At 73.3% G+C, this 18,124-nt stretch carries 19 protein-coding genes; 8 read left to right on the forward strand and 11 right to left on the reverse strand.

Annotation, left to right across the window (positions count from 1 at the left end):
• Positions 1–106 precede the first annotated feature (106 nt).
• From AC069X_RS20870 to AC069X_RS20880, 3 genes are all read right to left on the reverse strand, one after another.
• On the reverse strand, positions 107–655 hold the full coding sequence (locus AC069X_RS20870) for a P-loop nucleotide/nucleoside kinase family protein (RefSeq protein ID WP_478730107.1): 549 nt from the start codon (positions 653–655) through the stop codon (positions 107–109).
• A gap of 240 nt (positions 656–895) precedes the next feature.
• The gene (locus tag AC069X_RS20875; protein WP_478730109.1) at positions 896–1,465 is read right to left on the reverse strand and encodes a DUF7919 family protein; all 570 of its coding nucleotides are present in this window, start codon (positions 1,463–1,465) and stop codon (positions 896–898) included.
• Positions 1,437–1,562 (reverse strand): hypothetical protein, encoded by a 126-nt coding sequence (locus AC069X_RS20880; protein WP_478730111.1) that lies wholly within the window; start codon positions 1,560–1,562, stop codon positions 1,437–1,439. Before AC069X_RS20880 ends, AC069X_RS20875 begins: the two co-directional genes overlap by 29 nt.
• Positions 1,563–1,823: 261 nt before the next feature.
• On the opposite strand from AC069X_RS20880, the gene AC069X_RS20885 reads away from it, so the two are divergent.
• The gene (locus AC069X_RS20885; RefSeq protein WP_478730113.1) at positions 1,824–2,444 is read left to right on the forward strand and encodes a hypothetical protein; all 621 of its coding nucleotides are present in this window, start codon (positions 1,824–1,826) and stop codon (positions 2,442–2,444) included.
• Positions 2,445–2,618: 174 nt separating this feature from the next.
• Here the strand turns inward: AC069X_RS20885 and AC069X_RS20890 are convergent, their stop codons facing one another.
• Together AC069X_RS20890 and AC069X_RS20895 are read right to left on the reverse strand one after the other, a co-directional pair.
• Positions 2,619–3,629 (reverse strand): quinone oxidoreductase family protein, encoded by a 1,011-nt coding sequence (locus AC069X_RS20890; protein WP_478730115.1) that lies wholly within the window; start codon positions 3,627–3,629, stop codon positions 2,619–2,621.
• A gap of 186 nt (positions 3,630–3,815) precedes the next feature.
• Positions 3,816–5,177: a family 43 glycosylhydrolase gene (locus AC069X_RS20895; protein WP_478730117.1), complete on the reverse strand. Its 1,362-nt coding sequence runs from the start codon at positions 5,175–5,177 to the stop codon at positions 3,816–3,818.
• 163 nt (positions 5,178–5,340) lie between these two features.
• Here AC069X_RS20895 and AC069X_RS20900 point away from each other — a divergent pair, with 163 nt between their 5' ends.
• Complete coding sequence (locus tag AC069X_RS20900) at positions 5,341–7,554, forward strand: AAA family ATPase (RefSeq protein ID WP_478730119.1); 2,214 nt, start codon at positions 5,341–5,343, stop codon at positions 7,552–7,554.
• Positions 7,555–7,884: 330 nt separating this feature from the next.
• Positions 7,885–8,430, forward strand: a complete 546-nt coding sequence (locus AC069X_RS20905) for a hypothetical protein (protein WP_478730121.1) — start codon at positions 7,885–7,887, stop codon at positions 8,428–8,430.
• A 66-nt stretch (positions 8,431–8,496) separates the two neighbouring features.
• Here the strand turns inward: AC069X_RS20905 and AC069X_RS20910 are convergent, their stop codons facing one another.
• On the reverse strand, positions 8,497–8,970 hold the full coding sequence (locus AC069X_RS20910; protein ID WP_478730123.1) for a nitroreductase family deazaflavin-dependent oxidoreductase: 474 nt from the start codon (positions 8,968–8,970) through the stop codon (positions 8,497–8,499).
• A gap of 248 nt (positions 8,971–9,218) precedes the next feature.
• Here AC069X_RS20910 and AC069X_RS20915 point away from each other — a divergent pair, with 248 nt between their 5' ends.
• The gene (locus AC069X_RS20915) at positions 9,219–9,674 is read left to right on the forward strand and encodes a hypothetical protein (RefSeq protein ID WP_478730125.1); all 456 of its coding nucleotides are present in this window, start codon (positions 9,219–9,221) and stop codon (positions 9,672–9,674) included.
• A 97-nt stretch (positions 9,675–9,771) separates the two neighbouring features.
• Here AC069X_RS20915 and AC069X_RS20920 read toward each other — a convergent pair whose 3' ends face one another.
• Positions 9,772–10,755: a LuxR family transcriptional regulator gene (locus tag AC069X_RS20920; protein ID WP_478730127.1), complete on the reverse strand. Its 984-nt coding sequence runs from the start codon at positions 10,753–10,755 to the stop codon at positions 9,772–9,774.
• Positions 10,756–10,908: 153 nt separating this feature from the next.
• Between AC069X_RS20920 and AC069X_RS20925 the strand changes: the two genes are divergently transcribed.
• Positions 10,909–12,321 carry an aminopeptidase P family protein gene (locus tag AC069X_RS20925; RefSeq protein ID WP_478730129.1) on the forward strand — a complete coding sequence of 471 codons (1,413 nt, stop codon included), beginning with the start codon at positions 10,909–10,911 and terminating at the stop codon, positions 12,319–12,321.
• A 93-nt stretch (positions 12,322–12,414) separates the two neighbouring features.
• Entirely contained in the window at positions 12,415–12,969 is a 555-nt protein-coding gene (locus AC069X_RS20930) for a hypothetical protein (RefSeq protein ID WP_478730131.1), read from the forward strand.
• Between the two features lie 59 nt (positions 12,970–13,028).
• Here the strand turns inward: AC069X_RS20930 and AC069X_RS20935 are convergent, their stop codons facing one another.
• Together AC069X_RS20935 and AC069X_RS20940 are read right to left on the reverse strand one after the other, a co-directional pair.
• The gene (locus tag AC069X_RS20935) at positions 13,029–13,691 is read right to left on the reverse strand and encodes a hypothetical protein (protein ID WP_478730133.1); all 663 of its coding nucleotides are present in this window, start codon (positions 13,689–13,691) and stop codon (positions 13,029–13,031) included.
• A 141-nt stretch (positions 13,692–13,832) separates the two neighbouring features.
• Positions 13,833–14,144: a hypothetical protein gene (locus AC069X_RS20940; RefSeq protein ID WP_478730135.1), complete on the reverse strand. Its 312-nt coding sequence runs from the start codon at positions 14,142–14,144 to the stop codon at positions 13,833–13,835.
• 652 nt (positions 14,145–14,796) lie between these two features.
• On the opposite strand from AC069X_RS20940, the gene AC069X_RS20945 reads away from it, so the two are divergent.
• Together AC069X_RS20945 and AC069X_RS20950 are read left to right on the forward strand one after the other, a co-directional pair.
• Complete coding sequence (locus tag AC069X_RS20945; protein ID WP_478730137.1) at positions 14,797–15,390, forward strand: carbonic anhydrase; 594 nt, start codon at positions 14,797–14,799, stop codon at positions 15,388–15,390.
• A 73-nt stretch (positions 15,391–15,463) separates the two neighbouring features.
• Positions 15,464–16,918, forward strand: a complete 1,455-nt coding sequence (locus tag AC069X_RS20950) for a SulP family inorganic anion transporter (RefSeq protein WP_478730139.1) — start codon at positions 15,464–15,466, stop codon at positions 16,916–16,918.
• A 233-nt stretch (positions 16,919–17,151) separates the two neighbouring features.
• On the opposite strand, the gene AC069X_RS20955 is transcribed toward AC069X_RS20950, so the two are convergent.
• Both AC069X_RS20955 and AC069X_RS20960 read right to left on the reverse strand, forming a co-directional pair.
• Complete coding sequence (locus tag AC069X_RS20955; RefSeq protein ID WP_478730141.1) at positions 17,152–17,289, reverse strand: hypothetical protein; 138 nt, start codon at positions 17,287–17,289, stop codon at positions 17,152–17,154.
• A 99-nt stretch (positions 17,290–17,388) separates the two neighbouring features.
• Entirely contained in the window at positions 17,389–17,916 is a 528-nt protein-coding gene (locus tag AC069X_RS20960) for a hypothetical protein (protein ID WP_478730143.1), read from the reverse strand.
• Positions 17,917–18,124: the final 208 nt, after the last annotated feature.

The following is an 18,124-nucleotide window of genomic DNA, read 5'->3' on the forward strand; positions in this document are numbered from 1 at the left end:
AGCCCTCGTACTGGACGTACTCGGGCTGCCGCCCGGTGCGGCGAGAGCGCGTGCAAGGCGTCGCGGGGCAGACGGAAGTTCGACGACAGGCCCTAGCCCACGGCCCTCAGCGGACGAAGGCGGCGATCACCGAGGTGTCCGGCCGGTACCCGTCGGACGTGTCCACCAACAGGGCGGGTGCGTCGAGGGAGATGCCGGCGAACGCCTCCGGCGTGTAGGCGCCCGACGCGATGTCCGCGAGGAACCGCCGGTCGCCGTGAGCCGCCCGGTGCCGGTCCCCCTCCGCCCGTACGGTCATCCGCTCGACGATGACCGCCGTGGGCGCCGTACAGCGGATGATGCGGAGGTCGGCGATCGCCGCGAGGGGTTCGAGGCCGGGGCGCCAGAGCCGGTCCTGGTACGCGGCCTCGGCGACGACGGTGACGCCGGCCCGGAGCAGCACGCGGAGCGTGTCGAAGAAGGCGTGGTTGGCCGGGACGTTGAGGGGGTCGTCGCGGTCGGCGTCGTGGGCGGCGGCGTTCATGACCAGGCCCTGCTTGATCTCGTCACGGATGATCGCGGGACATCCGAGCTCGCGCGCCAGGCTGCGCGCGAGGGTGGTCTTTCCCGTGGCGGGTGGTCCGCTGACCACCACGAGGGTCGGCCGTGCCGGCATGAGTCGTCCTCCCCGGGGCGTGCGCGCCGACCGGAGGCCGGACGCCTGGCCGGGCGACGGATCCCGCCCGGACCTCGATGAGCCGGAAACGGGCGGATCCGGCCCGTCGGCCCAGTCTCCCGTACGCGACCGGGTGCCGGTGCCGCATCGAGACGGCGGGTCGGTGTCCCACGAGGTGCCCGATGACGAGCCCGGCTCGCCGGACGGTGCCGACGGGGGCGCGCGCGGAAGGAAACGGACCTACCGCCGACGTCCGCGCTCCGCCGCGTCATCCGGCACGCCGAGCGCGTCCGGTCCGGACATCCATCCTCCAGGGCAGATCAGCACGGAGTCGACGAACGATGCCGGCGGCAGGTAGTCGTGGTGGCTCACGTAGTGGGCTATCAGCGTTGGTGCGGCGAAGACCTCCCCAGGGGCACCAGGGACACGGATCTCACCGTTTCCCATCGAGATCGGACGACCCTCGTGCCCAAAGGCCAACGGGCCGCCCGTCTCCCTCTCGCGGCGTGGGCACAACCCGCAGACGTGGAAGCCCCGCATGGTGTTCACGCGTTGCCGGTGGATGATGTCGAAGAGCCGGGCGCGGAAGTCCGCAGAGCTGCTCCCTGTCGGGTACCGGTGCCATCTGCTGAGCCACCCGACGTTGATCCGGCGATAGACGGGAACGAATGAAGCCCTGCAGTGCCCCTCCGCCACGATGTCCTCGGGGTGGTAGGTGTAGTCACTCAGATCACGGAAGTAGGCCACAACGCTGTTTAACACGCCGTGCCCAGGCGCGTGATCACTTCCCGTCGGCCTCTCCCGGGTCACCGCGCCAGAGCACCACGGCCGCTCCGATGGGGGTGTGGACCCGGACCGGCATGTGCTGCTGCGGGGTGCGCGGCAGGCGTTGCGTGCGGACGAACATCGCCTCATCATCCACGAGGTCACGTCTCACCCGCTTGAGCACGCCCGTGCGGTGACCGACGGGCGGGCCTACGCGGATCGCTTCCCGGTCGGCGACGGCGCCGTGCCCTTCCCGGGCTGGGGCCCATGCGACGGGGCGGACTCCGCCGACCGGGACGACAAGGCCCGGAAGGGCTTCGCGCCCGCCGCTGCTCCCGCCCCCGCGAGCTCGCCCGCGTCCCGGCGGAGGCCGCGAACTCGTGGTCCTGCCTATGCTGCCGCCATGGGTTTGGGTCTCACACTGTTCATGGCGGACTGGAAGCATCTGAGCGCCGTACCCGTCCACAAGCGGGCCGAGGCGCTGGAGGATGCCGCCTGGCCACCGGAGCCGGACGACGAGGACTGCCTCAGCAGGCCGCGCCGCGGCTGGACGTGGCTGCCGGACCGCGAGTCCGCATGGTGCGCCGCGTACGACTTCTTCACCACCACGGGCGCCTACCGCCCGCACAGCCGTGCGGGGGATGGGTGGGCCGACATGCGGCCCCTCGTCGACGCGTCCTTGCGGGAGGCGACGGACACCTTCCTCGGTGGTCTGATCTGGGACGCGGACCCGGCCGACGACCCCGCGCTGACCGGGGGCGGAGGATTCTTCCCGCCCCCCACCGACCGCTGGCACCCATCGCTCCTCCTGGTGTGCCCGCCCCAGGAGCTGCCGGCGAAGGCCCGCGCGTGGACGCGGGTGGAACCCCGCCTCGCAGAGCTGCGCGAACCGTTCGCCGCCGAGTGCGAGGGCTGGGCAGGACGCCCGGACACCTTCGAGGACTTCACCGCGCTCCTGCGTGAATGGGGCGAGGTGACCGGCGAGGCCGCGCGCCGTGGCTGGGGGCTGGTGGGCCTGCCCTAGGTGCCTGGGTGTGCTGGCCCGGGAGGTCGTGGGCGGGTGAGCCAGGTCTCGGCCGAGGGATCTCGAAGCGGTGTGACCCGCTGAGCACCTGACGCCGTCGGGGATCTCGGCGAGGACGGTCGGGCATGCCCTCGACGTCTCAGTCTCCAGGATCCCCGACTTCGTCACCCACGGTCAGCTCCGCGTCTCCTCGCGGCGTCCGATGGCGGCCGCATCGGGTACGAGGAGCAGCTTGCCGGTGGTACGCCGCGCCTCCAGGTCGCTGTGGGCCCGGGCGGCCTCGGACAGCGCGTAGCGGCCCGTCACGGTGACCTCGAGCGCCTTGGAGCGCACCCACTCGAACACATCGGCGGCCCGTCGGAGCAGTTCGGACCGATCGGCGATGAAGTGCCCGAGGCTGGGCCGGATCAGGGTCAGCGAACCGCCCTGGGCGAGCCGCATCGGATCGAACGGAGGCACGGCACCACTTGCCGCGCCGAAGAGCACGAGATGGCCGCGGGTTCGCAGGCTGGCGAGGCTCGCATCGAAGGTGTGCGCGCCGACGCCGTCGAAGACGACCGGCAGTCCCTGACCGCCGTTGAGCCGCCTCACCTCGGCTGCGAGATCGTCGACCGCGGAGGAAAGGATCACCTCGGCGGCCCCGGCACGCTTCGCCAGCTCGGCCTTCGCCGTGGTCGACGTCGTGCCGATCACCCTGCCGCCGAGATGGGTGATGAGCTGGGTCAGGAGCAGCCCCATGCCACCGGCGGCCGCATGCACGAGCACCGTGTCGCCCCCCTGAACCGGGTAGGCGTCCTTGACGAGATAGTGCGCGGTCATGCCCTGGAGGAGCACGGCGGCGGCTGTCTCGAAGCCGATGTCGTCGGGCAGCGGCACCAGCCGGGAGGAGTCCACGACCGCCCGCTCGGCATACGTGCCGGGAATCTCCACCCAGCCGACCCGGTCCCCGACTGCGACGTCAGTGACGCCGGGTCCGACTTCGACGACCGTGCCGGCGCCCTCGGAGCCCGGGGTGAAGGGCAGCGGGAGGCTGTACCGGCCTTCGCGGTGGTAGACGTCGAGGAAGTTGACCCCGGATGCGGCGACCTCCACGACCGCCTCGCCCGGACCCGGCCGCGGCTGGTCCACCTCGGCCTCCCGCAGCACCTCGGGACCGCCCACTTCGTACACCTGAATCGCTCGCATGACCCTCCAATATCGGCTCGTCCACCACCAACTCCGTTGACGGCGATCCGATTCCCGGCAAGCAGACCGCTCCGCCGGCCACGCCGGCTCCTCCCGCGTCGGCGCGAAGAACACGGAGCTCATGCGCGGAGCCGGCCGCGCCGCACGGGGCGTTCCCCTTCGCCCGCCGCAGCCGGGGCTCCGTCGTCAGGCCACCTCCACGCCGTCCAGCTCGGCGAAGTACTCGCCCTTGGACAGGCGGATCGTGTTCCACCCTTCCTTCAGCGTGACGGAGGCCTCCGCCGTCGCCCAGTGGTCCCAGCCGGTGTGCCGGTAGCGGACGGTGCCCGCGGCCGTGCCGTTGACCGTCAGGCCGTGCGTGGCGTCCACCGGGGAGCCCGCACCGTCACGGGAGCCGTTGCCGAACCACACCGACAGCCGGTGCTCGCCCGGCGACGCGGCGAAGACCGTGAACTCCACGTGGCTGTCGGCGTGGTCGATGCCTCCGACCGCCCTGCCGTCGGAGGCCTTCGCGGCGTCGCGGACGGCCGCGTGGTGCACCCGCGCGTTCTCCGCCTGGTAGATGACCTTGCTGCCGCGCACGACGGGGTAGCCGTTCGCGAAGCCCAGGTCGGCCGCGTACATCACCCGCCGCCGCGGCTCGTCGCGCCAGCCGTGGAAGAGGATGCGGTCCCGGCCGCCGGGGCCGGCCACCACGTCCTGACCGCCGGGCCCGCGCACCGCGCCGGAGAGGGTCTCCGTCGTCATCAGCGGCCTGGCCGCCTTGGTGTACGGGCCGGTCAGGGACCGCGCCACCGCGTAGCCCGTCCTGTAGTGGTCGCCGCCGTAGTCGTCCGCCGAGTAGAACAGCACGTAGTGGCCCGCGCGCTTGACGAGGGTGGGTGCCTCCACCACCTTCCCCTCCCGGAGGGGGTCCTGCCTGATCAGCCTGACCGGGTCCCCGGTGGTGCGGGTGCCGTCCCACGAGGTGGGCTGGAGGTGGAGCCAGGTGTCCTGGCCGCAGCAGTTGCCGTCGTTCTTCCACAGCAGGTAGCGCTGCCCTCCCTCGGTGTAGGAGCCGGCGTCGATCGCACCGCCCTGCGCGGCAGGGCACACCAGCGGCCCGTCCCCGGCCGGCCGGAACGGCCCGTCCGGCGACGGGGCCAGCGCGACACCGATGCACTGGCGGTCGCTCGCCCGGTCACGTGCCGTGTAGTGCATGGTGAAGCCGTCGCCGTTGTCGTACACCTCCGGCGCCCACACCAGGTCCCGGCGGGGCTGCGCCCACGCGCCGAGCACTGGCAGGACGTCACTGCCGTCGGCCTTCCACCGCAGCAGGTCGCGGGAGGTGGCGTGCTGGATGTGCTTGCCGTCGCCGTTGGTGGCGTACGCGTGGTACGTACTGCCGGCCTTGACGACGTCCGGGTCGGCGAAATCCCGGTCGAGCACCAGGGCGGCCCCGGCCGCGGGGGCGGTCGACGCCTCTCCCGGGACGAGGGCCGTGGCGGCGGCGACCGCGAGGAGGGCGAGGCAGCGCCCGATCCGGGGCGTGCGGGGACGGGGTGGCATGGTGGTGCTCCGATCCGGCGTCTGGACGGTCAGAACTGACCAACGCCTCACCGTGCCCCGGGTTGCGCACGCGACCGTCACACCCCCACGGCACCCGCCGGCCCCCCACCGGGAGGGAGCGGCCCTTGCTGCGTTTCCCGGACGAGCGCGTGCCGCGGCTGCCATGGTGAGCACAGCGGACGGGGCCGGGCCGGGGGACATACATGAGCGCGGAGAACGAACAGCGGGCCAGGCGCGGATCACCCAGATCCAGGTGGCGGGCGACTACTACGCCACCGCCCGGCCCCCGCACTCCGGGGCCGCCGCGCACGGGGTGCCCGAACCCCCGCGCGTCCTCGTCGGCCGGGACGAGGAAGCCGCCGAGCTGCTCGGCCTGCTGGCCCCCGACGGCGCCCGCACCGTGGTCGTGACCGGGCTGGCCGGCGTGGGCAAGAGCGCGCTCGCGCACGCGGTCGCCCACCGGGCGCTCGCCGCCGGGACGTTCACCGGCGGGGCGCTGTACGTCTCCCTGCGGGGGTACGCCCCGGACGGCGGGGCGGGGCCCGAGGAGAGCGTCAGCGCGCTGCTCGAACAGCTCGGCGTGCCCCAGGCGGACCTGCCCGCCACCGCCGACGGCCGGCTGGCCCGCTACCGGTCCGAGCTCGCCGTACGGGCGGCGGCCGCGCAGCGGGTCCTCATCGTCGCCGACGACGCCGGGGACGCGGGGCAGTTGCTGCCCCTGGTGCCGCCGGGCGGGGAGGCGCACCGGCTGCTCGTGACCTCCCGGGACGTGCTCGTGACCCCGGACTTCACCCCCCGGGTGGTGTCCCTCGCGGAGCTGCCGGCCGGTCCGGCGGTCGAGCTGCTGACCGCACGGATCTGGGAGACCCGCCCCCAGGACCCCCGGCCCGGCGCGGAGCCGGACGCGCCCTGGGAGATCGCCGCGCACTGCGGCTACCTGCCGATCGCCCTGACCGTGGCCGCGGCCCTGGCCGCCGGCGACCCCGGCCTGCCGCTCGGCGTGCTGGCCCGACGGCTGGCGAACGCCCGGACCCGGCTGCGGACGCTGAGCCCGCTCGTGGGGCGGGACCGCATCCCCACCGGCGTGGCCGCGGCGCTGGACCTCTCGTACGACCGCCTGCCGGCGGAAGAGGCCCGGCTGCTGCGGCTGTTGACACTCGTCCCGGGGGAGTACGCACACACCCTGCTGGTCAGCCTCATGGTGGTGGTGGGGGAGGAGGAAGCCGACTGGCACGGCACCCGGGAACAGCTGGCCGCGCTCGCCCGGGCCGGGCTGCTCGCGGAGCAGCCGGTGGGCTCCGACCGCTGGCGGATGCACGACCTGGTCCGGCTGTTCGCCGCCGAAGCCGGCCGGCGGCACGCCGAGGACGACGGGCGGGACGATGCCGCGGGCCGGCTGCTCGACGCGTACGAGGTGCTGAGCACGGAGGCGGACCACGGCATGCGGAGCGAGCCGTCGCAGGAGCCCGGTCCGTACGGCCTCACCCTGTTCCGCGACAGCGGGGAAGCGGAAGCCTTCATGGCGCAGGAGTACACCGCGCTGCGGGGCCTGCTGCCGCTGGCCGCGCGGCTCGGGCGGCACGCCAGCGTGCCGGTGCTGTTCCAGAACACGTGGACGTACGTGATCCGGACCGGCCGCTTCGAGGACTGCGTCGAGGGAGCGCGGCTCGCGGTGGCCGCCGCCCGGACCCTGGGCGAAGCCGCCCTGGAGGCCCAGATGCTGAGCCTCCTCGCCGTGGTACTCGGCCACACCGGCGCACCGGAAGAGGCCGAACGGGTCTTCGACGAGGCCTTCGCCCGTCACGAAGCGGAGGAGGGGGAGGGCAGCCCGCTGGACCGGGCCGTGCTGCTCTGCAACCGTGCCGACGCCCTGGCCGCCGCCGGCCGTTTCGACGAGGCCGTCGTCGCCTCCGCGGAGGCCGTGGACCTGATGCGGAGTGCCGGCAGCCGGGAGGGTGAGGGCGAAGCGCTGTCGCAGCACACGCTCCTGCTCCTCCGGCAGGGCAGGGTGTCCGAGGCGGTGGCCGCCGGCCGCCGGGCCATGGGGATCCTGACGAAGACCCCGCACGCCCGTGCCGCCGCCCTCGCGGTGCGCAACCTCGGCTCGGCCCTGCTGGTGAGCCCCGATGGCCGGGAGGAGGGCCGACGTGCCATGACCTATGCGGTCCAGAGATTCGCGGAACTCGGCGAGTACCGCGAAACGGCCCGCACCATGGAGATGATCGCCGCCTTCCTCCTGGAGGAGGAGAACCTGGAGGCCGCCCTGGGCGCCCTGCGCATCGCCGCGGACAACTACGCCCTGGCGGACGACGTGGCCGACGAGTCCCGGGTCCGCTCGGTGGTGGCCCAGGGGGAAGCCATGGGACGCCAGGCGTAGCCGGACGCCGTGGAGTTCCGGCCCGGGGCCGGCCCTGAGGTCCCGGGGGCCGGGGACCCGAGGCCCCGGCACCCCAGTACCCCGGTACCCGAGACCGCGAACAGTTCGCGTCGCGTTCGCCGGTGCTTTCCCCGGGCCCTTCCAGACGGCCTGTGCGACCAGTCCCGCCAGGTCACGAACGGCGCACCGCGCGACGTGTCCCCCCGCGCACCCACACCAACTCGTGTCTCATACACCGACCCTGGCCGAATGTGCCCCTGGCCCGTGCGGGCCGGGGGGGGCGGAAGCATTCACGGTGTCGGCAGAACGTCCACGAGACAGGAGCGACCCATGTTCGCCCGTACGTCACACCTCGCCCTCGCCACGGCAGCCACCGTGCTCGCCCTGGGTGCGAACGCCGCGCCCGCCGCTCCCGAGAACTGCGTGCTCGACGTCGATTCGGGCAGCACGCGGTGCTACGGCACGTTCCGCGAGGCCATCGCCTCCTCCACCCATGGCCGGATCACCGACGCGCCGCTGTCGGGCAAGCACATCGACCAGAAGCTCGCGGACCGTCTCAAGAGCACCACGGACAGCACGGACACCACCGGGGCCCAGGCCGTACAGCTCGGCGTCGTCTACACGGACTCGAACTACGGCGGCAACGCCCTCGTCCTGACCGGCGGGAGCGGCTGTCAGAGCGGCAACGGCCGGGACGCCCAGATCAACCTCGAAGGCACCTGGAACAACTCCGTCAGCTCCCTGACCACGCTGTCCTGCTGGCTGGAGCTGTGGGACGCCCCCAACACCTCCGGTGTCCACCAGGAGTACCAGCAGTCGACCTCGTACATCGGGGACGCGATGAACGACCGGGCGAGTTCCGTCGCCCTGCTGTAGCACCCCGGCTCCCCGGCCCCCGGCTCCCGACCCCCCGGCTCCCCGGCCCCGGCCCCCGCCCCTGGATCAGGACGGCGGGGCGTCCGCGGTCCCCGCCGCCGGCGGGGGCTCCAGCACGAAGACGGGGATCACCCGGTCGGTCCTCGCCTGGTAGTCGGCGTACGGCGGGTACGCCGCGACCGCGCGCCCCCACCACTCCGCCTTCTCGTCCCCGCTGATCTCACGGGCCGTCATCTCCCGGCGCACGGATCCGTCCTGGAGCTCGACCCGCGGGTCGGACTTGACGTTGAAGTACCAGACCGGGTGACGCGGAAAGCCGCCGTTCGAGGCCACGGCCGCGTACCGCCCCTCGTGCTCCACGCGCATCAGCGGAATCTTGCGGATCTTGCCGCTCCGTACGCCCCGCGTCGTGAGGACGACGATGGGCAGACCCGTGTCCCAGAGCGTCCCCGCCTGCCTGCCGCCGGAGCTCTCGTACAACTCGGCCTGCTCGCGCACCCACTGCACCGGACTCGGCCCGTACTCGCCCTCAAGAGGCATCGTGGTCCCTCTCACCGCGTATGGATGGTGGGGAGCAGTTCAGCACAGGCGCCGCGCGGATTCACCCTCGCCGCACGGCCGCAGCCCCGCCCGACCCGTGCCCGGGCTCCTGCCACGCCGTCAGCGGGCTTCCGGTTCCCCGGTTCCGCGGCTCCCCGCACGTCCTGTGCTCCGCAGCACCCGGCCTGTCCTACGGTGGGCCCATCGCCCTGCCACTGACCGGGCAGGAAGCCCGAAAGGGGGATCTCATGCGAGTATTCGTCCACACGGCGTCCCGGACCGCAGTCCTGGCCGCGGTGGTGGTGGCGTCCGTCATGACGGGGACGAACGCCCAGGCGGCCGACGGCGGCGGCTGCGGCACCTACTACGCCGGGACCGGCAGCCAGTACGTCAAGATCAAGCCCTGTATCGGCTCGCCCCGGCGCGGGGTCGGCCGGCCCGACGCGTACATCAGCCTCGCCGCGGGGCACCCGGCCTGCAGGATCGCCATTCGGACGGTCCGGACGGGCAACTCGCAGGTGGTGTCGGACAAGGTGCACCCCTGCCCCGCCGGGGCCGTCCACGACAAGCACTTCACGGCTCCCGACTTCGGCGACACCACGGCCGAGACCGGTGAGGCGTACGCCAACTACACCCAGATCAACTGGACCGCCGACGGAACGTGGACCCTGCCGTTCCGCAGCCCCTGGCTGAAGCTCCCCTAGGCCCTGGACACCACCCCGTCCACGGACGACCCCGGCCGCCGGCCGGGCCTCGGACGGACCCGCCCCGCCCCACCCGGACCGCATGCCGGTCCGGGGTTCACAGCCAGCCGCTGCGCTGTGCCTGGAGGGCCATCTGGAAGCGGTTCTCGGCTCCCAGCCGGGCCATCAGGATCTGGAGCCGGCGGAAGAACGTACGCCGGCTGATGCCCAGTTCACGGGCGATGACCTCGTCGCTCGCACCGCCCGCGAGGAGGCGGAGCAGGCGGCGGTCCGCAGGCGGCAGGCCGGCCGGGCGGGTGGCGCGGCCGTGGAAGGGGAGTGCCTGCTGCCAGGTCTGCTCGAACAGCGCGAGGAGCGCCGAGAGCAGGCCGCACGGCTGCACCACCAGCATCGTGTTGTGCACGTCCGCCTCCCTGATCGACAGGGACACCAACGCGTACGCCTCGTCGATGATCACCAGCTTGACCGGTACCGTCGGCGCCACCCGGGCCTGCTCGCCGGCCTCGATGCATGGCTCGATCGCCGTCTCCAGCTGTCCGGGCACCTCCAGTGACGCCTTCGAGTACACGACCCGCTGCGTCACGCCCCGCGCGAGCGTCCCCAGCGCGTCGTCGAGGGCACCGGGCAGCGGGAAGTACGGCGGCGAGTCGAGCTGGCGGATCTGTTCCCGGGCGCTGGTCCAGGCACGGCGCATCCTCGGGCCGATGGCCTCGCCGGTCACCACCTCGACGAGGTCGTCGTTGTACGCCGCGAGCCGCTGCCTGCGGAACGACTCGAACGCCCCGCCCACGGCGATGCGCGACCCCTCCAGCTCCGCCGCCCGCTGCCGGGCGAGGAGCTCCAGCCCCGCGGCCGGAGGCACCGGCGCCACCACGTCGGCACCCTCGGCGGCGGCGCTCGCCAGCCCGGCGTCGACCAGCTCGCCGTACGCCGCGGCGAACCCGGCACCGTCCAGCCCCGCCGCCCGGCCGATCTCGGCGAGCGGGGCGGGGGCCAGTTCGAGGAGGGCCACGTACACGCGGCCCGCCGCGGGGCCGATCCCCAGCATCCGCAGGGCCTCGGTCAGTTTCGCGTTCGCCATGCACCGCATTGTCGACGACCCGACCGGTCGGGAGTGGCCGATCAGTGCCACTGGCACCGCCGCGTCTCCCCGGCCTGCCGTCCCGCAGTACCGTCCGGAGGCCGCCGGGGTCCCCCGGCAGCCGACGAAACCATCCGGAAGAAGGTGCACGCCGTGGCGAAGGGTCGCAAGAACGGCCTCTACTCGGAGATCTCCGGGGAACTGTCCGCCCTGATGAAGACGGGCTGGGCGGACACCGAACGGCACGACCTCCCGCTCGACGAGCAGTCCCCGTACGCGGCCCGCCGCCGCGCCGCGCTCTCCGCGCGCTTCCCCGGCGAGCGGCTGGTCATCCCGTCCGGAAACCTCAAAGTCCGCTCGAACGACGACACCTACCCGTTCCGCCCGTACTCCGGCTACGTCCACCTGACCGGGGACCAGGCCCGCGACTGCGCGCTCGTCCTCGAACCCCGCCCGGACGGCGGCCACGACGCGCACTGCTACCAGCTGCCGCGCGACGGCCGCGACACCGACGAGTTCTGGCTCGGCTACACCGCCGAGCTGTGGATGGGCCGCCGCCGCTCCCTCGCCGAGTCGGAGCGCGTGCTCGGCCTGCCCTGCCGCGACGTCCGGACCGCGACGGACGACCTGGCCGCCGCCTCCGGCGTGCCCACCCGCATCGTCCGCGGCGTCGACCCGGCGCTGGAGGCGGCCGTCACCACCGACCCGGAGCGCGACGCCGAACTGGAGGAGGCCCTGAGCGGGCTCCGCCTCGTCAAGGACGACTGGGAGATCGGCGAGATGCGCAAGGCGGTGGACTCCACCGTGCGCGGCTTCACCGACTGCGTCGCGGAGCTCTCGCGGGCGGTGGCGTCCTCCGAGCGCTGGATCGAGGGCACCTTCTTCCGCCGGGCACGCCTGGAGGGCAACTCCGTGGGCTACGGCTCGATCTGCGCCGCGGGCGACCACGCCACGATCATGCACTGGACCGACAACGACGGCCCGGTACGCCCCGGCGACCTGCTCCTGCTCGACGCCGGCGTCGAGACGCACACCCTCTACAGCGCCGACGTCACCCGCACCCTGCCGATCAGCGGCACGTTCACGGCCGTGCAGCGCAAGGTCTACGACGCGGTGTACGAGGCCCAGCAGGCCGGCTTCGACGCCGTGAAGCCGGGGGCCGCGTACCGCGACTTCCACGTGGCGGCGCAGCGGTACCTGGCGGAGAAGCTCGTCGAGTGGGGCTTCATCGAGGGCCCGGCGGACCGCGCCTACGAGCTCGGCCTGCAGCGCCGCTTCACCATGGCCGGCACCGGCCACATGCTCGGCCTGGACGTCCACGACTGCGCCGAGGCCCGCAACGAGGAGTACGTCGACGGCGTGCTGGAGCCGGGCATGGTGCTCACGGTGGAGCCCGGCCTGTACTTCCAGCCGGACGACCTCACGGTGCCCGAGGAGTGGCGCGGCATCGGCGTCCGCATCGAGGACGACCTGCTGGTCACCGCCGACGGCCACGAGAACCTCTCGGCGGGCCTGCCGCGCTCGGCGGACGAGGTCGAGGCCTGGATGGCCCGCGTCGCGGGCTGACGGCCGCAGGACCCGGCGGGCGGGCCCCTGACCGCGTCGGCCCGCCGGGCACCCCCTAGCCTGTGGCGAGCGCCGGGCCACAGGCTAGGGGGGATGAACGTGGGCAGGACCAGGGGCGCGGCCGTCGCCATGGCCGCAGCCGTAGCCGCGGGCATCGCCGTACTCGCGGGCGGCCTGCTCGTGGTCGGCGGGGCCGTCCGGGCTCCGGACGCCGGGCCCGGCGAGGACGGCTGGGTCAGGGAGCCCGCGGCGGCCGAAGTCCCGGCCCGCGCCGGGCGGGAGCTCTCGCGCGGCACGGTCACGGCGGAACTCGCCGCCGCCGCCACGGCCGCCGGCCTCACTCCGGGCGCTCCGTCCCCCGCCGAGGAGGGCGAGCTCGCCGACTGCATCGCGTCCTGGGCGGGCGACGGCCCCGCCGACACCGGCCGGCTGACGGCCCTGGAGGCCGCCCTGGAGGAACGCGGCTGGCAGGTCACGGCCCGGCGGGGACAGCCCGTTCCGGCCGTGGCCCTGAAGAGCGGCCCCTGGCGCCTGGAGTTCACCAACGGCGGCCTCCTCGACACCCTCTCGCTGGTGGCCACCCGCTCCGGCCGGACCTGCGACGAGGCCTTCCGCCGCGCGGAGGCGACCCGGGAACCCTACGGATAGGGGACGGATCCGCTCGTGGGCGTACTCGTCCCCCTGCCCCGTGCGGTCAGGGCGTCAGGTCACCCCGCCCCATGACCACGTGAACGGGGACGGCTTAGGGCACCAGGTGCGCGGCCCGCGAGCCAGACGGCGATCCGCTTCCGCAACTCCTTGTCGGTGCGGGGATAGTCCCACTGCGCGTACCACTCCAGGGCTTGCAGGACGTTCTCGGAGCGGGCCGGATCGGCCACCGCACTCACGTCGACGCCGCTCTCGCCCGTCGAGCAGCTGATGTACACGCTGCTGTCGAGCGCCATCATGCCGAAGCCCGGGTGGCCCGCACGTATGCCGAGGAACGCCGATGCCGCACCCCGGCCCATGATGTCCCAGCGGTCCAGGAGCCGGACCCGGGTCCAGACCCACGATGGGGTATGGCGGCCATAGTGCAGGTGCTCCTTCGGCAGGAGGGCCTGGTGCGTGTGGGTGCCGTGGGGAAGCAGGACGAGGAACTCACGACGGTGGTCGAAGAGGCCCGAGGAGACCGCCAGGTCGTACCAGTCCTCGTTGAGGCGCTCGATGAGCCGTGGAGTCTCGTACCGGTGGGAGAAGCCGCCGGCGAAGTCCTCGCGACGGTATCCGGAGACGAACGGCATCGTGCCGTCCGGCACGGCGTCCGGGATCACCTCGAGGCCGGCCCGCCGCAGCGGCCGGTACATCTTGCGTTCGCGCTCCTGGATACCCACGGGTCAGTGTTCTACCAGGTGCGGCGCGCCGGGAATCCCCCGGCCCGACGCGGCGCGTCTCCCGTTTCCCGGCCTCAGGGACCGGACCGGCGACCGGTGCCCGGCCCGGACGCGACCCGGTGAGCCCTTGCGGTCACGGCACTAGGTGCTGCATTCGGTGAGCTGGCCTCCCTGCCGGACGCTGTACTGGCCGGGAGGTACGTTCAGGATCTGGAAACCGCCGTTCTGGGCGATCTCGACGGTCCAGCCGTAGCCGGACGTCCCCGTCACGTAGGCCGCTCCGGGGGTGAAGCCGCCTCCCGAGAGGTGGACCTTCCCGTTTCCCAGCACGCCGGAGGTCGAGCAGGTCGCGGCCGGCAGGGTATCGCCCGGGCCGGCCGCGAGGGCGGGTCCCGTGGCGGACGTGGCGGCGACGAGCATGCCGATGACCAGGAGACGTGTGCTTCGGTTCATGGTGTTTCCTCTCCGGGAGGAACGGAGCGTCGACGCGCGGGAGCGTGAAGGCGGCGGGCGCGCCGGCGGTCGTACTCTCCTCCCATCCTGGCCCCGCCGGCGCGCCGGGGCGACCGCTGTGGCCCCGGCCGGGCCCGGCCGGGGCGCGCCGGCACGGACCGGGACCGGCGGCGCCCCGACCGCTTCGGCAGCCGGTCCGGCTCCGGCGGGGGCGTGCGGGCGCGAGCTGTCGCGGTGCAGCGGCGGTGGAGTCCGGGGCCAGTGCCGGACGAGGGGCCGGTGGTTTCCGGGTCCGGCGGCGGGCGGCAGGGCCGGTGGTCTGGTCCTTTCGCGGCGGAAGCGTGCCGAATTGGCCATGTATGAGCGACACTTGGCCGTTATTCAACCGTGACTCGCACCTGGCCCTTCAGGTAATGTCTATGCAAAGCGGAGCCCGTGAATTGACCAAGAGATCTGCATGCCTTGCAGCCCCGCGTCGAGTTCATCGCGATGTGGGGTGGGTGTCGCCCCGGCGACAACAGCTCTGTGCGTCGCGCCGACGATGACGCGCGCACCGGCGTAACGGGCTCGGGCCCTTCGGCCGCGCCTTCCCCTGATGACCTGAACACACCGCGCCCGCCGCCACTCCCGTGGGCGCAGGAGAAAGGCCACCATGAAATCCCTGGTAGACAACGTCCGGTCCTTCACCGCGCACGTCGCGGACCGCGCCGACGAATTCAGCGCCCTCGAGGCCGGGCAGAGCCCCGAAGTGCTGTTCATCACCTGCTCGGACTCCCGCGTGGTGCCGTCCCTGATCACCGGCGCCCGTCCGGGCGAGCTCTTCGAACTGCGGACCGCGGGCAACATCGTGCCCCGGTACAGCCACGACGACCCCTCCGCGGAGACGGCCACCATCGAGTACGCGGTACGGGTGCTCGGCGTCCGCGACGTCATCGTGTGCGGACACTCCCACTGCGGGGCCGTCGACGCCCTGGTGGGCGGCGGCGACCTCTCCGGCCTGCCCGCCGTGCAGGGCTGGCTGGAGCGTGCCGCTTCCCAGCCCGTGACCAGCGCGCCCCGCTCCCCGGACCTCGCGGAGGCGGTCCAGAGCCACCTGGTCACGCAGTCGGAGCGGCTGCGCACCCACCCCTGCGTCGCGGAACGCGTCGCGGCCGGCACCCTGTCGGTGCACGCCTGGTACTACGAGGTGCACACGGGGGCGGTGAAGGAGTACCGGCCGGACGACCGGTCCTTCCGGGCCCTGTGACCCGGATACGCCCGCCCCACGGGCCTCCGGGCACCCCCCACCTTCCGTTACCGCCGTGCGAGGAAACCCGCTGATGCTTGCCACCCTCAAGAAGCCCGCAGACATGCGGCGCGACGTCCTGGCCTCCGTGGTCGTCTTCCTGGTCGCCCTCCCCTTGTGCGTGGGAGTGGCCGTCGCCTCCGGAGTGCCCGCCGAACTCGGCCTGGTCACCGGGATCGTCGGCGGCCTGGTCGTCGGCTGCCTGCCCGGCAGCTCCCTCCAGGTCAGCGGCCCCGCGGCCGGACTGACCGTCCTGGTCTTCGAGGCCGTCCAGGAGTTCGGCCTCGGTGCCCTGGGGGCCATCGTCCTGGTCTCCGGCCTGCTCCAACTCGGCCTCGGTGCACTCCGGTTCGGCCGCTTCTTCCGCGCGATCACGGTCGCGGTCGTCCAGGGAATGCTCGCCGGGATCGGACTGGTCCTGATCCTCGGGCAGCTCTACACGATGGCGGACGTCAAACAGCCCCGCTCCGGAATCGACAAGATCGCGGGCCTGCCACGCCTGGCCGTGGAGATCGCCACCTCCGGCGCGGCCCTGACCGCGTTCGCCGTCGGGGCGGCCACCATCGCCGTCCTCGTCCTGTGGAAGAAGCTCCCGGCCAAGGCCCAGACGGTCCCCGCCCCGCTGGCCGCCGTCGCCCTGGCCACGGCCGTCACCTGGGCCGGCGGCTGGTCCGTGCCCCGCGTCGAGCTGCAAGGGCTCCTCTCCGTCATCCAGCCGCCGGGGACGTCCGACTTCGCCGCCCTGGGCAGCCTCGCCGCCCTCGGCACGGTGATCGCCTTCGCCCTGATCGCGTCGGCCGAGAGCCTGTTCAGCGCGGCCGCCGTCGACCGGATGCACGACGGTCCGCGGACCGACTACGACAAGGAGCTCATGGCGCAGGGCGCCGGCAACGCCATCTGCGGCGTACTGGGAGCCCTGCCCCTGACGGCCGTCATCGTGCGCAGCGCCGCCAACGTGCAGGCCGGCGCCAGGACGAAGCTCTCCCGCGTCCTGCACGGACTGTGGCTCGTGCTCTTCGCCGTCCTCCTCCCGGCTGCGATCGGCATCATCCCGCTGGCCGCCCTCGCCGGGGTGCTCGTCCACGCGGGCTGCAAGCTCATCCCCTTCAGGGACCTGCTGCCCCTGTGGCGCTCGCACCGCGGCGAAGCCGTCGTCCTGGCCGTCACCGCGGTCGCCATCGTCACGACGAGCATGTTCGAAGGGGTCCTCCTCGGCATCGCCCTCGCCGTGGTCAAGAGCGCCTGGGAGACGTCGCACGTCCACCTCGACGTCCACGAGACGACCGACGGACGGTTCCTGGTCACCCTCACCGGTTCCGCGACGTTCCTGCGGCTGCCCCACATGCTGGAGACGCTCGAAGCGCTCCCCGCCGGGCCCGTGCAGCTCGACCTCTCCGGGCTGCGCCACCTCGACCACGCGTGCCGCGTGACCCTGGAGAACTGGGCGGAACAGCGCGGAGCCACCATCGGGGAACTGACGAGAACCTGACCGCAGCCGAGGAGGCTGCACCGCCCACGACCGGGACGGGAACGACCGTGGCCGGAGCCGGAGCGAGGCGATGCCGCCTCAGAGGCGGCTCGGCCAGGCGAGCGGCTTCCCGTCCCGGCAGAAGCCGCCGGCGGGCCCGGGGCCGGGAAGGGCGGCGGCCTCGCGGGGCGGGCGGCCTCGCGGGGCGGTTCGGAGCCGGGCGGTTCGGAGCGGGGGCGGGGGCGGGACGACCTCTAACCCAGCACGATCTCGCCCAGCTCCTCCAGCCAGTACCGCACCCGGTGCCACCGGCTGCAGAACCGCTTCGGGCGCCCCCAACGGCGCCCGTCGAGCGGCCGCCGGCACTGCTTGCACTGCTTCACACGCGTCATGCTGTCCCCCATGACCACGACCCTAACCCCCGCTCCACCCGCCCCCGGCGGGGCGGGGTACGGCCGGGGCCCAGGCCGAAGCACGCCCTGCGGCGGACCTCAGAGGCGCGTGCGGCCTCCGTACGAGGCGGCCAGGGCTTCGGCGACGGCGGCCGCGTCCGCGTCGGCCACGTCCGCCGGGTACTCGGGCAGGAGGTCGTCCCAGACGGGCAGCCACGACCCGTACAGCTGGGCCTGTCCCTCGGGCCGGGCGAAGAACCACACGTGCAGGTGCGCGGACCCGTCCCCGATGCGGTAGACGTGGGCCCGGCTGACGTGGGGCAGTGCCTGCACGTGGCGGACGACGTGCGTGGTGAGCACGCCCAGCTCGGCGGCGAGTTCGTCGGGCAGGTCGGCCATGTCGTAGTGGTCGCGCGGGTAGAGCATCAGCACCAGGGGCACACCCACACCCGGTATCCGGGCCAGCCGCCAGCGGTCGTCGAGCCAGATGCCCTCGTCGCGGGAGCGGCACTCGTCGCAGTCCGCCGGATCCTCGCCGTGCCGCGGCGGCTCGGGGACGACGGGCGGCCGGAGCACGGAGACGCGCAGACCGTCCGGCTCGAAGGGGCTGATGTCCCATCCGGTCATCCTCGCCAGCGGGAGCCGAAGCCCGTCATCCGCTGCCGCACGAGCGTGGTCGTAGAACTCATCGGGTCGCAAGGCCATGATCACAAGACTAACCGGCCCCGCCCTGGGGGCTGTTGACTCGCCCTACCTACCTACCTACCTACCTACCTGCCGGGCGGTCACGGCGGGTCCGGTGAGGAAGGCCACTGCCGCTCCTCGCCGTGCCCCA

The organism is Streptomyces sp. NPDC043896, assembly GCF_056435605.1.

What these genes read in the sequence shown, in the direction of transcription:
- AC069X_RS20895 (WP_478730117.1), bottom strand. Translation starts at nt 5,177, where the DNA reads ATGCCACCCCGTCCCCGCACGCCCCGGATCGGGCGCTGCCTCGCCCTC.
- AC069X_RS20950 (WP_478730139.1), top strand. Translation starts at nt 15,464, where the DNA reads ATGCTTGCCACCCTCAAGAAGCCCGCAGACATGCGGCGCGACGTCCTG.
- AC069X_RS20900 (WP_478730119.1), top strand. Translation starts at nt 5,341, where the DNA reads ATGGTGAGCACAGCGGACGGGGCCGGGCCGGGGGACATACATGAGCGC.
- AC069X_RS20905 (WP_478730121.1), top strand. Translation starts at nt 7,885, where the DNA reads ATGTTCGCCCGTACGTCACACCTCGCCCTCGCCACGGCAGCCACCGTG.
- AC069X_RS20930 (WP_478730131.1), top strand. Translation starts at nt 12,415, where the DNA reads ATGAACGTGGGCAGGACCAGGGGCGCGGCCGTCGCCATGGCCGCAGCC.
- AC069X_RS20910 (WP_478730123.1), bottom strand. Translation starts at nt 8,970, where the DNA reads ATGCCTCTTGAGGGCGAGTACGGGCCGAGTCCGGTGCAGTGGGTGCGC.
- AC069X_RS20945 (WP_478730137.1), top strand. Translation starts at nt 14,797, where the DNA reads ATGAAATCCCTGGTAGACAACGTCCGGTCCTTCACCGCGCACGTCGCG.
- AC069X_RS20955 (WP_478730141.1), bottom strand. Translation starts at nt 17,289, where the DNA reads ATGACGCGTGTGAAGCAGTGCAAGCAGTGCCGGCGGCCGCTCGACGGG.
- AC069X_RS20915 (WP_478730125.1), top strand. Translation starts at nt 9,219, where the DNA reads ATGCGAGTATTCGTCCACACGGCGTCCCGGACCGCAGTCCTGGCCGCG.
- AC069X_RS20885 (WP_478730113.1), top strand. Translation starts at nt 1,824, where the DNA reads ATGGGTTTGGGTCTCACACTGTTCATGGCGGACTGGAAGCATCTGAGC.
- AC069X_RS20960 (WP_478730143.1), bottom strand. Translation starts at nt 17,916, where the DNA reads ATGACCGGATGGGACATCAGCCCCTTCGAGCCGGACGGTCTGCGCGTC.
- AC069X_RS20880 (WP_478730111.1), bottom strand. Translation starts at nt 1,562, where the DNA reads ATGTTCGTCCGCACGCAACGCCTGCCGCGCACCCCGCAGCAGCACATG.
- AC069X_RS20920 (WP_478730127.1), bottom strand. Translation starts at nt 10,755, where the DNA reads ATGGCGAACGCGAAACTGACCGAGGCCCTGCGGATGCTGGGGATCGGC.
- AC069X_RS20870 (WP_478730107.1), bottom strand. Translation starts at nt 655, where the DNA reads ATGCCGGCACGGCCGACCCTCGTGGTGGTCAGCGGACCACCCGCCACG.
- AC069X_RS20890 (WP_478730115.1), bottom strand. Translation starts at nt 3,629, where the DNA reads ATGCGAGCGATTCAGGTGTACGAAGTGGGCGGTCCCGAGGTGCTGCGG.
- AC069X_RS20940 (WP_478730135.1), bottom strand. Translation starts at nt 14,144, where the DNA reads ATGAACCGAAGCACACGTCTCCTGGTCATCGGCATGCTCGTCGCCGCC.